18 protein-coding genes are annotated in these 12,345 nt (G+C 49.1%); 9 read left to right on the top strand and 9 right to left on the bottom strand.

Features of this window, described 5'->3' with window-relative positions; genetic code table 11:
- Window positions 1-3 precede the first annotated feature (3 nt).
- Entirely contained in the window at window positions 4-1,539 is a 1,536-nt protein-coding gene (locus tag SIB73_RS06250; protein ID WP_413402036.1) for a class I adenylate-forming enzyme family protein, read from the top strand.
- Window positions 1,540-1,618: 79 nt separating this feature from the next.
- Here SIB73_RS06250 and SIB73_RS06245 read toward each other — a convergent pair whose 3' ends face one another.
- Entirely contained in the window at window positions 1,619-1,891 is a 273-nt protein-coding gene (locus SIB73_RS06245; RefSeq protein WP_413439750.1) for a hypothetical protein, read from the bottom strand.
- Window positions 1,892-1,962: 71 nt separating this feature from the next.
- Here SIB73_RS06245 and SIB73_RS06240 point away from each other — a divergent pair, with 71 nt between their 5' ends.
- The 4 genes from SIB73_RS06240 (at window position 1,963) to SIB73_RS06225 (ending at window position 4,528) form a co-directional block, all read left to right on the top strand.
- A complete protein-coding gene (locus SIB73_RS06240; protein WP_413402038.1) occupies window positions 1,963-2,121 on the top strand; it encodes a hypothetical protein in 159 nt (52 codons plus the stop codon).
- A gap of 76 nt (window positions 2,122-2,197) precedes the next feature.
- Window positions 2,198-2,977, top strand: coding sequence for a sulfite exporter TauE/SafE family protein (locus SIB73_RS06235; RefSeq protein WP_413402040.1), 780 nt, complete (start codon window positions 2,198-2,200; stop codon window positions 2,975-2,977).
- Between the two features lie 598 nt (window positions 2,978-3,575).
- Window positions 3,576-4,133, top strand: coding sequence for a hypothetical protein (locus tag SIB73_RS06230; protein WP_413402042.1), 558 nt, complete (start codon window positions 3,576-3,578; stop codon window positions 4,131-4,133).
- A 107-nt stretch (window positions 4,134-4,240) separates the two neighbouring features.
- Window positions 4,241-4,528 (top strand): hypothetical protein, encoded by a 288-nt coding sequence (locus SIB73_RS06225; RefSeq protein WP_413402043.1) that lies wholly within the window; start codon window positions 4,241-4,243, stop codon window positions 4,526-4,528.
- A 539-nt stretch (window positions 4,529-5,067) separates the two neighbouring features.
- Here the strand turns inward: SIB73_RS06225 and SIB73_RS06220 are convergent.
- Genes SIB73_RS06220 through SIB73_RS06210 form a run of 3 tightly spaced genes read right to left on the bottom strand, consistent with a single transcriptional unit; the run spans window position 5,068 to window position 6,126 of the window.
- Complete coding sequence (locus tag SIB73_RS06220; RefSeq protein WP_413402045.1) at window positions 5,068-5,577, bottom strand: DUF924 family protein; 510 nt, start codon at window positions 5,575-5,577, stop codon at window positions 5,068-5,070.
- On the bottom strand, window positions 5,567-5,866 hold the full coding sequence (locus tag SIB73_RS06215) for a hypothetical protein (protein WP_413402047.1): 300 nt from the start codon (window positions 5,864-5,866) through the stop codon (window positions 5,567-5,569). Before SIB73_RS06215 ends, SIB73_RS06220 begins: the two co-directional genes overlap by 11 nt.
- 20 nt (window positions 5,867-5,886) lie before the next feature.
- Window positions 5,887-6,126 (bottom strand): hypothetical protein, encoded by a 240-nt coding sequence (locus SIB73_RS06210; protein ID WP_413402049.1) that lies wholly within the window; start codon window positions 6,124-6,126, stop codon window positions 5,887-5,889.
- On the opposite strand from SIB73_RS06210, the gene SIB73_RS06205 reads away from it, so the two are divergent.
- Entirely contained in the window at window positions 6,110-6,577 is a 468-nt protein-coding gene (locus tag SIB73_RS06205; RefSeq protein WP_413402050.1) for a hypothetical protein, read from the top strand. The genes SIB73_RS06210 and SIB73_RS06205 overlap by 17 nt on opposite strands.
- A 180-nt stretch (window positions 6,578-6,757) precedes the next feature.
- Here the strand turns inward: SIB73_RS06205 and SIB73_RS06200 are convergent, their stop codons facing one another.
- Window positions 6,758-7,921, bottom strand: a complete 1,164-nt coding sequence (locus SIB73_RS06200; protein WP_413402052.1) for a hypothetical protein — start codon at window positions 7,919-7,921, stop codon at window positions 6,758-6,760.
- Between the two features lie 190 nt (window positions 7,922-8,111).
- Here SIB73_RS06200 and SIB73_RS06195 point away from each other — a divergent pair, with 190 nt between their 5' ends.
- The gene (locus SIB73_RS06195) at window positions 8,112-8,576 is read left to right on the top strand and encodes a hypothetical protein (protein WP_413402054.1); all 465 of its coding nucleotides are present in this window, start codon (window positions 8,112-8,114) and stop codon (window positions 8,574-8,576) included.
- A gap of 137 nt (window positions 8,577-8,713) precedes the next feature.
- On the top strand, window positions 8,714-8,866 hold the full coding sequence (locus SIB73_RS06190) for a hypothetical protein (RefSeq protein ID WP_413402056.1): 153 nt from the start codon (window positions 8,714-8,716) through the stop codon (window positions 8,864-8,866).
- A 315-nt stretch (window positions 8,867-9,181) separates the two neighbouring features.
- Here the strand turns inward: SIB73_RS06190 and SIB73_RS06185 are convergent, their stop codons facing one another.
- Complete coding sequence (locus tag SIB73_RS06185; protein ID WP_413402057.1) at window positions 9,182-9,478, bottom strand: hypothetical protein; 297 nt, start codon at window positions 9,476-9,478, stop codon at window positions 9,182-9,184.
- 269 nt (window positions 9,479-9,747) lie between these two features.
- The gene (locus SIB73_RS06180; protein ID WP_413402059.1) at window positions 9,748-9,972 is read right to left on the bottom strand and encodes a hypothetical protein; all 225 of its coding nucleotides are present in this window, start codon (window positions 9,970-9,972) and stop codon (window positions 9,748-9,750) included.
- Window positions 9,973-10,859: 887 nt separating this feature from the next.
- Here SIB73_RS06180 and SIB73_RS06175 point away from each other — a divergent pair.
- A complete protein-coding gene (locus SIB73_RS06175; RefSeq protein WP_413402060.1) occupies window positions 10,860-11,543 on the top strand; it encodes a hypothetical protein in 684 nt (227 codons plus the stop codon).
- A gap of 215 nt (window positions 11,544-11,758) precedes the next feature.
- On the opposite strand, the gene SIB73_RS06170 is transcribed toward SIB73_RS06175, so the two are convergent.
- Both SIB73_RS06170 and SIB73_RS06165 read right to left on the bottom strand, forming a co-directional pair.
- Window positions 11,759-11,914 (bottom strand): hypothetical protein, encoded by a 156-nt coding sequence (locus SIB73_RS06170; protein WP_413402062.1) that lies wholly within the window; start codon window positions 11,912-11,914, stop codon window positions 11,759-11,761.
- Entirely contained in the window at window positions 11,908-12,066 is a 159-nt protein-coding gene (locus tag SIB73_RS06165; RefSeq protein ID WP_413402063.1) for a hypothetical protein, read from the bottom strand. The genes SIB73_RS06170 and SIB73_RS06165 overlap by 7 nt, the downstream gene beginning before the upstream one ends.
- Between the last annotated feature and the right edge of the window lie 279 nt (window positions 12,067-12,345).

The following is a 12,345-nucleotide window of genomic DNA, read 5'->3' as shown; positions in this document are numbered from 1 at the left end:
CACATGCTTGATTTCAGGTCCATTGCAAAACATGCTTTAGAGATACACGCTGACAAGACTGCTCTTGTTGTTAATGCTGAGGCAATCAGTTATGAAAATTTTGACCAATTGATCGACCGGCACGCGGCTTGTCTGAAAGCTCATCAGCTTTCCAAAGGTGATCGCGTTGCTTTGATGTCTTGCAACAACCAAGATCTGGCTGCATTGTTTTTTGCCGTATGGAGAATAGGTTGCATTGCAGTTCCTCTGAATCATCTCTATAAAGCGCCTGAGGTTGAATATGCTCTCAAGCGCTGCAATGTTCGCTTGGCTATTATTCAAGATCAGATTGCGGCAGGTCTTGCTGGCCGGTTCAAGTGTCCAGAATGCACTGAGTATTGTTATACATTCGATAATGCAATCGAAGAAGTGGGCTCACCGTGGAGGGAGAGGGTATTTGAAACAAATGAAATTGCTTTCAATGCTGATCCGCCGAAAGGTGGCGAGCCAGCAGCAATATTCTTTACTTCCGGTTCAACATCAAAGCCAAAAGGTGTCATTCACACGGCGCAGTCAATCATAGACACTGGTGAGAGTCGGGCAGCGACGATGAATTTAAAAGATGATGATATATGGATTCTGTCCACTCAACTGGTGCATGTCTCTGCAAGTTTGGGTTCTCTGATACCAGCCATTATTGTTGGCGGCACAGCAGTTCTTTTAGAGCGATTCAGTTCCTCTGATTGGCTGGATTCCTGTAACAAGTACATCCCAACTCGATCTGTCATCCTGCCATCTCTCCTTCATGACATTCTCATGGATACAGCTTCCGAAAGTATTGATTTCAGCGGCTTCAGATCAATGGAATGCGTCGGAGATTATGTGACTCCTCATCTTTACAGTGCCTGGAAACAGGTCTCTGATCAGCCGCTGAATCAAGTCATAGGAATGACCGAATGCGAAGGGTATGCATTCCGGCATCCCGGTGAGCAGGTGAAGCAGGGATCTGCAGGCAGGCCGAGGTTGGGAGTTGAAGTGAGTATCAGAGATTCTGAAGGCAGCGAATTACCAGCCGGTCAAGTTGGCGAGCTGTGTATTCGCTCATCAAGCATGACGATCGGCTATTGGGAGGATCCAGAACATACTCAGGAAACCATCAGAAACGGATGGTTGCATTCAGGCGACCAGGGTCGAATCGATGAGGATGGCTATATCTGGTTTGTTGGCAGGTTCAAGGAAATCATCGTCAAAAGGGGGGCAAATATTGCTCCCGGAGAAGTTGAAAGTGTTCTGGATAATCATCCTCTGATCTCTGAAACAGCTGTTGTTGGAACACCACCAGGACTACATGGCCAGCAGGTTGTTGCTTTTGTGGAATGTGAAGAAGGAAAAACGATTGATCTTGATTCGTTAAAGCAATGGACAACGTCTCACATTGCCGATTTTAAAGTGCCAGATGAATGGATTGTTGTGGATGTCTTGCCAAGAAATGCAGTGGGAAAACTAGACAGGGCTGAGCTACATCAACGAGTCAAAAAATTATTTCCTGGTCGGGTTTGATTTGGATACAAGGAGACTGAATGATTCTGTTTTACTCTGCCTTGTCGTTGGACGATCAGATTATGACCTTGGTGCTGACTTATCGGAAATACTCGTTGCAGAGAAGTTGATGTGATGCTCCCCTTTCCACGAAGGGATGGCCGTAACATGCTTTCTGCATTTCATCTTGCTCTGTATCCCGCATCTTTCCATCAGAGATAATCTGCGAGGTCGACTTTTCCCGCTCATAAGTTGCTTGTGTTCTGCCATCGCAACCTGTAATTGCCATAATTCCTGACAGTATTGCCATGGCAGTTAATGCTTTCATCATGGTGTTTTCATCGATATTGACTCTGGCAGTGATCGATTGCATGCTGTTGCCATTTCTATTTTCACTATCGCTCAAACGGCCTGAGAAATCTTTGAATCCCTGGTGAATTCGAGGTGAAAATCCTCACGGCTTGGTTCAAGCAACCCCTGTTCTTACAGCTTCCACCAATTCACCGCACCGGCGCCGTCATCGTTCATCTGCTGGAGCTTCAGCTGGTGCAACTCAACCCCCTCCACTGCAGCACTGTTCAGTCCGTTCTCGAAAGCAGCTGAATCATGATCTGTCTGCGATCGTGTTTTGATACTTGGTTTTTCCTTGGTCTGGTTGTTGACTGCAGTTGTGTTCCCCGTGGCTGATCAAGTGATGACTCTGGATTGGACATTGATCGGGCTTGGTCTTGTTCTTGGCGCTGTCTGTGGCTTCTTCAATGCTGTTGCATCTGGTGGTTCCACCCTGATACTCCCAGCCCTGCTTTCAATCGGTATGCCCGCGGATATTGCCAATGCAACGATCCGATTACCAATTCTTTTGGGAAGCACGACTGCTTTGTGGTCTTTTGAGCGTGAACAACTCATTCCCTGGAAATCGGTTTTCCAACTGTCAATTCTGTTTATTCCTTTCAGCTTGTTCGGAGCCGAGATTGCCACGTTGATGACGACTCAGACGAGTTTGCTGTTCGTGCGCATCGCTGTATTTTTCGCATTGCTGTTTCTATTCATTCGACCGCAGCGTTTGATGAAGGAATACACCGACGATTCCATGAAAGCTGATCCTCAATCGTCGATGAAGCTGTGGTTATTGACTTCGTTCTGCGGTTTCTGGGCTGGTTTGATTGTCGTTGATTCTGCTGTTTTTCTGTTACTTAGTTTAGTTTTAGTTGGAGGAGTCAGCTTAAGGCAAGCTGTACCGATCAAAACAGGTTTGATCTTTTTGTTCAGCCTTGCCACGTTTCTGATCTTCGCAAGAAGTGGAAAAGTGGAGTGGCAAGTGGGAGTCCCCATGGTTTTTGGCAGCATTGGTGGCTCGCTTGCCGGTGCCCAGCTGGCGATGAGTGACCATGCCAACCAGTGGGTTTACCGCGCTTTGCAGCTGATCGTTGTTGTTGAAGCGATTCGCCTGTTCATTTGAGTGAGTGGCAAAAAGCCAGCATGCTGACCGACCGACAGCTCTTCTTAGAGCTTTCGTCAGTCTGAGCTTGATGCCTGTGCTTCATTGATTGGCATTACCTGTCGATGGTCAGTGAAAATGTGCTGACTTTGTAGGCCTGTGTGTCGGACTTCTCTGGATACTGTGACACCCAATACTGTGATTCCTCCGACACAACTTTCTTATCGGATAAAACATGACGGGATGGTTGATTCGGCACATCGTCCATCCTGGCGCAGCTGTCCCCCCTCATCTGAAACGCCAGTCTTTGTTCCGGATCACTTCCTTGGATTCAAGTGTGACTCTCTTTCTCCTTTGAATGTTGCTCTGACCAAGCAAATTTTATAGAGGTTTTGTAGTACTTAGAACCTTTTTCTTCCCTGGGGAGATTTGCAGATCTCGATTCAGCTGATGCATCAGAGGCTCAAACCTCTGAACATCTCATTTCTTGCGTATGTCGACAACTATGCCAACCAAAGGCCTGATGCTTGGTTTTGTTTGTAGATGTAGTCTTTAAAAATATTATTGGAGCTCCAAAGGGAACAGGTGGTAGTATTAAAAATACATTTTTAATGTGTTGATGGAGTGGCGAATTCTTGATTACGATCCAGGCAAATACCGATTTCAGGAATGGGCCTGTGAGGTGCTTGGGGTCTCAAGCCTGGAAAACGTGCATTCGTCAGATAACGTGAGGAGGCTCAATCGAAGTCCAACATTAAACCAGCTGACAAGCTCTTTCGAAGATATTGTTGAGAATTATCGCTTGTTTATATCTGATATTATTGTAGGAAAAATTGGGACCATCGATTCATACCAATGCCCGCCTTCTTTTCGTTTTCATTACTGCGGCAGGGGTAGCAGCGTATTTCATAAGGATCGTGATTTTGGAGTCGAAGATGGAAGGCTGAATGTGTGGGTCCCCCTCACAATGGTTTCAGGTGATAATAGTCTTTGGGTTGAAAATCAAATTGGTGCAAAAGATTTTAAGCCGTTGACCATGCACCCCGGACAGGCTCTGGTTTTTGATGGTGTCAATCTTGAGCATGGATCGAAATTAAACAGCACGAGCACCAGTCGGATCAGTTTTGATTTTCGCTTTATGCCTGGACCTGGGCCTGCTATCCCAGCCTCTTATTGAGTTCTTCATGTTCAATCCAGATGGTCCATAGGGTCGAGGATTGTTTGCTCTGTGTTCAACCATTCAGTCCTTGGTTGAATTTAATCTGATTGTCGTGCCGGGCTTGGATGAAAGGTTTCCATGAGTTTGTAGCACTGATCGTCATCGAGATCACTTTGATTCGTGTGAGTGTCGTTTCTCTTGTTCAGATCAGTGGCTGTGCTAGATCCGGTTTGCAGTATTCCGCCTGGTCTGTTGCACGAACACGTTTCTGCAACGGTTGCTTAACAACGCTGACCAACCCGCCGGGTATCCCTAACCGCCGGATTGGCAAACGCCCGAAAGCTCGAGGCAAATCGGACTTCGACTATGACTGCTCCAACACTCTTCCCGTGGATTTCCAGTCAGACAGCTGACCCATACTTAAGTTGATCAGTGGTTTTTCGTCGGCTTTGTGGTCCGTTTGCCCATGCTTCCCATGTCTTGAATTGAGTTGATGAGAAGGTCTGCACGATCTTCTGTTGTGAGCTGATTGTCTTCACCATCGATCAATGAGTTTTGGTGATTGGGATTGTTCGACTTTCAAGGTCTCTCCACCGCTGTTGCAGCCGTTATTGATTGGAACCGATAGATCAGCCCACAACAAAAAGAGGTTGGATTGCTCCAACCTCTGACCCATCTCGAACTCCGCAGATGATGCCAGCTCAGTGAGGTGATGCAAGTCTGCACAGATTCTGTTCGAAGACAAGGGTTCTGAACTGTGACTTCATCGCTTTCTGTTTCGTCGATTCGCCTTGCGCGTTCCTCCGTATCGGTAGCCCGGCTGTGCAGCGACCCCTGTCCAGCAATCGGCGCAGACAAGAGTCCACTGTGTTGTCGCTTCACTGCGCACTCGGAAATGAACGGATCCGAATCGTCCACAGAGCTCACAGCAGAACCCAGATTCAGCCACTGATCATCGGCCCAGAGCTCCATCTCTCCATGGATAACGCCCATGTTTGATGAGCATGTCGCGGTTTCGGCGCGCCACATCAGCGGTTTCAACGTCAACCCATTTCTCAAGAAGAGGGATTGCCCTGCTCACCGTTTCCAAGTGCTCTGCGTGCAACAGCGGCATCAGCCAGAACTGTCGATGGGCTTTGTGCGGATCCCTCTGTAGCCAGTGTTGATCGAGTGCCAGCTGGCTCAGTCGCTGAGCCATGGGGTCGCCCCGATAGGCGCGACCCTTGTCACGCCAGACCTGCCTGGAGAACTGATCGAGCAGCAGAACAAGCGCCAAAGCGGAGGTCTGATTGACTTCCCAGTGGATCAGACCATTCTCCTGAGCTGTAGCCGCCAGTGCGCCGAAGCGTTCACTGACGGATTGATCGAACTTCTCGTTGCGATGAAACCATTGCCAGGGTTTGCAGTCTTCGAACCAGAAGTCAAGGATCTCTTCTGCGAGAGGGATTCCCTCAGGGGGCATGACGCACCCGTTTCACCGCCAGCCCCGCTTCGGCTGAGGTGACTGCGGCCAGCAACAGGAGTCCGATCAGACCCACCAGCTGGTCCTGACGTTCCAGCTCTGTTGTGGGGTTCTGACCCAGAACCGCTCCTGCCGTGAACCAGGCTGTTGCAAGAGCTGATGTGATCCAGTACGCCTTCCAGCGGCGCTGGTAGAGATAACCCGCCCCAAGACCCGGCACCACATTCAGCAGCACGGCCACCCAGCCTGCTGACGCGGCCAGAACCTGATTACGGTCGGGAAGGGTCATGGCTTTCGATGACTGTGAGCTCATGCCTTGTTCTGATTCGCCGCATAGGCCACAGCACCTCCTGCCACCAGAGTGAGCAGCCCGGTGCTCAGCAGAAATCCTGTGAGCATGATCAGTCCGAGCACGGAGCCGAGCAATGACATCTTCACTCGCAGCAGCTTGGATTTGATCAACAGAATCAACAAAAGCGTCACGGTGGCCTTGAGTCCTGCGATCTTTGCGGCGCTGATCGGGCAGAAGGGAATGAAAGGAGGAAGCATTGGAGTGGAGCTGCACAAGGGTGCGACAGTGCCACTCTGTCGTTTTCCAGACTCTGTTGTGGATCAACCTCGGCGATCGCTCAAGTTTCCAGGTTGCCGACTGCTCCAGCTTCTGCTTGTTGTGTTCATCGTGTTCAGATTTGATCTGCCGGTGTCAGCGGCCTGGATCTGTGATGGTGACCGGCTGACAGCGGAGCCGATTCAGTTGGGTCGGGAGGCCTTCGGTCCCATGGATCAGCCCATCCCCAACAGCGCTGAAGGCACCGTGCCTGGGGATGTGATTCTGATCAGCTGGCGTGGAGTCACACTGCAATTACCGAGAACCAACAACTCCGGGGCTCCCAGTTACACCGATGGTCGCTGGTGGTGGCAGGTCGAGGATGCCGAGCACCCTGATTTCCGTCAGCGCAAGGGTGGGATCGTGAGTTATGCCTGCAGCCTTGAGCCATGAACCTGTCGGCTTCACGGCGTCGGTGCCAGTCCCTGCACGAGTGAGTATTCATAAACTGCGGCCGCAAGCAGAAACACTCCGATCACACCAATCAGCACTCGTCCGTCAATACGTTCCATGGTGGGATTGTCTGATGTGGAGAATCTTGCAATTCAAGCTAGGGATATTGACCTTGCAGGGCTACAAATCGCAGGCTCTCCGTCGTTGTTCTTCCTCTTCGAAACGATCAGTCTCCACCAGGTTCCAGCCGTCATCACGAAGCAACGCGTTGATCACCTGATCGCGGTAGTCGACTTCCAGAGCGCCATTAATTCCGAATGCGGCCATGATCTTGTCGCGATCCATGATCAAGTCCTCTCGGTAGATCTCGTAGAGGTCAGGATTTTCGATCAGACTGGGATCCGGTTTGCCGTCAAGTCGCCACAGCCATCGATACAGGAACGGTTTGTATTTCGACTTGTTCTGCACGATGGGCATCAGCTGATCAAGTGTGAGCAGATCGCAGCGAGTCTGCGCCTCCCAGATCTGTTCATCGCTCAGAGCTTCCGCTGACTGTTTGCAGTGATCGAAGAGAGCTTTGATGCACTGTTGTGCTGTGCATTCAAACGACAGCTCCTGGGGAGCGATGCCCTCCTGAGCCAGATAAACCATTCGGTTGAGGTCGTTCTTGCTGAAACTTCCCTGCAGTGCATAGGTGGCCGCAGCTTTTCGGATGTCCCAGAACAGGCCTGTGTTGCTCTCACAGGCTTGGGCGATGAAGGAATCAAAAATTCTCTGATCACCGGGAGTGATGTGAATCGAGAGGGCATTCACGGCTGATGCGAACTCCTTGTTCAGTCGTTGGTCGAAATTCCGCTGATGAGATCTGTAAAGATCGCTGCGTCGCCAGTCACTGAGGTTTCCCTCCCATCGCGTCGGTGGAGAGGGGTTCCTGAAGAACTGAAATCGCTCCTTGGCTTCCAGGCTCCAGTTGTAAGCCGATACATCCTCGGCTTTCACGCCTTCCACAAGGTGGATGTCGTCTCCCTGATGATTGGAAACCAGACGCACCACCGCCAAGGTGCTTTGCGGCAGATCGATCGTCTCAATCGCGATCACTCCTGTTCCTTCACTGGACAACTCGATCAGCGTGCCGTCTGCGCTATGGCTGAAGCTCTGCAGGCAGCTTCCAGGGATGCGTTCACTGCGAATCTTCCTGGTGATTGGATCAACTCCGATCGAATACGACTCGATGGGAGCCCCCTGGATGCCGTTCGGTCGCCACGAGCTTTCGTCTGAACGGCAGATCACGACCACCCGATTGTCCACCTGACGCGTCAACGTCCCCTCCCCGAGGGATGGCACCTTAGTCGTTCCGCGCGGAGCTCCTTACAGGTGCAGCGACAGGTGTGCTTCTTTCTCGGGTTGGCTTTCAGCTCCTGTCTGTGGATGCCTGTTTCGTTTTCACGACTGAGGCCTGAAGTTTGACTCCCGGTGAGTGATCCACAGCAATGCCTGAATGGTTTTCCGCTGCCACAACAGCCAGAATCAAACCATGAAGCGCAACTGGAGTGACATCGAGCCGCACTGGATGCGACTGAGCGAAAGAACAGCGTTTGATCTCAGCGCTGAGTGCGTGGTGATCGATCAGCAGAACGAAGTCATGGAGACAACCCTTTCAGGACTCCCGACTTTTCTCAAGGCCTCTGCAGCGATGTCGAACCCGCTGGTGAAACAGTTCATCGCTCTTGCGAAAAAGAGTGGAGCAGAGATTGCCATGCACAGGATGCTGATGCAGGCCGGTGAGGAATTTGCGCAGTTATGGAAGGAAGCTCAATCGGATCTGCAGGGAGGAGCTTTCACAACGATGGACGATCTGGTTGAGGCAGTCGCCACGGCCAGGAAAGGCTATGACGAATTACCCAGACGAATCCTGGTCATTCAGGTGAATCAGCGCGATTGCGATGTGCTCCTGGTGGGACCACCGGATAACGAAGAATCAGATTCCTTTGCGTTGTAGATAACGCTGAGATCACAATGGCTTTTCGTTATGGAACCAGGGTGACTAGTGATTGACCATCCAACATGGCTCATGAATAGTCCAGATGACTGGCCACAGATCAGCTGTATCACTGAATCAGACGATGTGTTTCCGGGATGGCGATCGTTCAAGTCAGCCTGTTCTATTTGGCTGTCAAGGCTGGATTCGATCCGCTGTGCTGCCCGATGCTGGAATCGTTGTTCCCAAGTGACGTATCGAACCATCGGCGCTTGTCTCCGATCACTATGGAATCGTTTTCGCTGTTCTGATGCTTGTAAGGCATAGACATAATTTTGATGTGTTGATGGTTGCGAACCTGCGCTCGATTGCCAGTGCTGTGTACCAATGTTCAAATTTTTGACAGTTGATATCAGTCTGTTCAGCGGCTCGCATCTGTTGCAAGTTTTACTGATCAGATCAGTGTCAACCAACTCGATCAGGTTTGTGAGCAAAAAAGAACAGCTCTGTCCTGTTTCGCTCAAGTTCAGGAAATCCTTGGCTCGAGTTGATCAACGCGATGTCTTGATCATCTGTAAGTCAGCATGCTTTAGAAGCATCTGCTGTAGCCTGTTTGATTGATTGATTCACCACCTGAATTTTTCAGCTGGCTTGGCATCTCCTCTCAACTGCATCAACTCATCGGCAAAAATAGGTTTTTCGTTCTCTGGCAGATCAAATACATAGCCAATGTATTGAATCTCTTTCTTTTCGCAGAATCGATTGGTTGCTGCACCTTTGTATTCAATGCTCTCAAGATATCCGCTTGGTTCAAGGATGAATTCAGTGCCTTTGCTTGCCCACTCTTCACATGCTTTCTCTGCCTGCAGAACTGACTGGTAATTGTTGTCGCATGCAGCCAGTGAACCAATCATGAGTGCCATGAACAACGAGAGTGTTTTCATCTCAAGGTTAAAAACAGGTGAGTCGTGTCAGAAAAAGTTTACAGCCTTTCATTCTCATTGAGAATCTAGTGATGATCTGCTATTGATTGACTCATTTGAATTTGCAGGAGTCATGATTGTATTCCTTCCATATTTGCCATCGCACCGCACTGTGTTGCCTTTTGTCTCTCAAGCAATCAGTGGCTCTCGCCTGTGGTATTTCTCTGACCGTGAAGACAAACAGACCTGTGTTCAGTCAATTTCATCATTCATTCTTTCTGAAACAGTAGTACCATGAGAGCAACGAGGGATGCCTCAGCGTTTTTAAAGCCTGATCTGAATATCGATTCCAGGCCTTGTGCGGTATCGGTAACCGTATCCATAGCCTGGGAGGCCATAGGTGTAACCAAATAAATTGCGTTCATAACCCCTGCGAACTTTTCGCCAGTTACGTCTTTAACTCCGTCGGCAACGAGGCAGGTATCGGCCTCCATGCCGGTAATCATGGTGAGTTCTTCGAAATTCGTGTCTGTTGTAATGATGATGGGCTTCTGCGGCGGGGGAGAGAATCAGGGTTGCACCTGTAACGATGCCTGCAGCGACAAAACGGGTCGTTACCAGTTTTTTGAAGTTTTTTGGTACGACATCAGAGATGCTGTTATGGCATTCCAGGAGCCTGAATCGTAATCGGAAAATAATTTCCGGTGGTTGAAACCAAGCCGCAATGATTGTGTGTTGTCGCAGGATTGATTGATTATTTCAACTTCAAATTTATTTTGCCATATACTTCAAGGGATTGACGACTCCTTCGCATGGGTCTTGAGCTCTCCCACCGGGAAGCAGAGTGTCATCAATCATTCCGGTGACATAAATTCTGCAAAGCTCTTCGGGATTGCGACTATCCACCCAGCCTGTAAAAGAACCGTCATTGTCAGCCAGGAGTTGAGCGATCAGAAGAAATTCGTGCACAGTGCTGATGCGGGTCTGCTATGCAATAAACTTTAAATGCTTTGCAAGAATTTGCTCGCAGTTGTAACTGACTTGAAGGTTCAGTTAGCAATTCTTTGGAATATCAACCTGATTTCAAAATTCAATTGATCCTGGTTCAGTGTCGCCCGATCCAGGTTTCGCTGTTTGCTCGCTTCGTTGTCGGTTATTTTTGACATACCTTTTCAGATAGTTGTTAACGAAAGGTGTCTGCGGGAACTCTGCTTGACAGTCACTTTCTGTCGTTAATCGATAGAGCACTTGTGGAATATTGGGGGGCGAATTCGAAACGCTTGATTATGCTGTGATGAGAATCAGGACAGTATTGTAGATTCTTGATTATCATTTTCATCCTGAGCTTGAACATCTTGAGAGTGACATTCTGAAATGGCAGGTGGTTGCCCCGTTGTTGTATGAAAACAGGTTAGACAGTCTTCTTAAGCGTCACGATATTCAGCAGGCTTTCGACGATGCGGCATTGGCTTATGACTCTCTGGAAAGGTGGAAATGCCTCGAATCCAGTGATTTTTCCAGATACCCTCATTGGACATTGAATCTTCGCGATGGTCACCAGCATTATCTGCCGGTGGATGCGGAGCGATCTGACTGGCGATGTCGGATTCCAAGAGAAAGGATGTCACCATTGTTTCTGTCTAACGTCTGTGCGGGAGCCAGTTATTGCATGGCATTTCCCAATCTCCTGCTCGCTCGTGGTTTGATTCCTGAACTTCAATGGATGGTGCTCAAATCTGAGCTGCACACGACCGTGGTCTGTCCAGGGGAGCGACTGATATTTGACCTCAACCATGCGCCCTTTGCCATGAACGTGAGTAGCCCTGAAACTGTTGAGTTGATGCTGAAAGGAAATAAACCTCGTGAGATTGATGATCAGGATCTCAGCTATCTGTTCATCAACACTGGGTTGATTCAGAGCATTGTCGCTTTTTTTGAAATGGCTGATCACTGTATGGTTCCTTTCGAGCAGCTTCTCAGGGATTTCCTGGCGAAGCAGTTCTGTATCGATGAGGCAAAAGTGATGGCCGGACTGGCTTCTGATCAAAAGCTGCTTGCCTGTTGATCGGTGCTGGGTCGGCAACAGTGCGACCACTTGTAAGCGAAAATTCCGGGAGCATTTTCAGACTGCTGTGAATATGAAGTTGGGTCTCCTCAGCGAGTAATCCAACTGCTTACACGGACCAATAAAGACCAGGTGGTTGCTATGCACCTGGTCTTTTTTCAAGCTGCAGACGATAAACTCTAAAACATTAACTCGCCGATCAACGATTAAGCGGCTCATTCTTTAATTTTATGGAAATAATTGCCACCTTCGGCAATGGTAAAATTCATGGCTTCTTTTGAAAAGTCGCAGTCGTTGACAGCGGCAATCATGTTTCTGACAAAATCTTTTCCTGGTGCATTTTCTGCTAAATCCGTGTTGTTTATCAGCATTTCATTGTGTCGATAGAAGAAAGAGTCTTTTGCTTCTGATTCACGGTCAGCACTCCATGACCATGTTCAGCGATGTGTGCTTTTGCCAGCACCAAGGCTTTTGCAGGGCTGTCGGGATACTTACCTGGAATCATCTGGAGGCTCTGTTTCATGCACCTTCGTCATCCTTTGCTGGATGTATACGTCGCGATAACAAGGTTTGATTATTGATTTCTTCCAATGATTGTTTCTGAGCACACACCCAGCTTCAGCAGTCCTGCGCAGGTCAAGATTCCTTTTCTGACCTCAGGGCAGGTCGCGGCAAGATAGTGCTTCACAGTTTGTGCTTCACAGCAGATTGGCCTTGCGAAGACTGATGACTGGTTGATGAGCCAGCTCCTTTGATGGAAAGTTGGAGCAGGAGCCCTTAACATCAACTCACCGGACGAGTT

Origin of the sequence: Synechococcus sp. MIT S9509, assembly GCF_047303035.1 — a bacterium.
Taxonomy (GTDB): Bacteria; Cyanobacteriota; Cyanobacteriia; order PCC-6307; family Cyanobiaceae; genus Synechococcus_C.
Note: the sequence above shows the minus strand (reverse complement) of the source record. Positions and strands in the feature narration are given on the sequence as shown.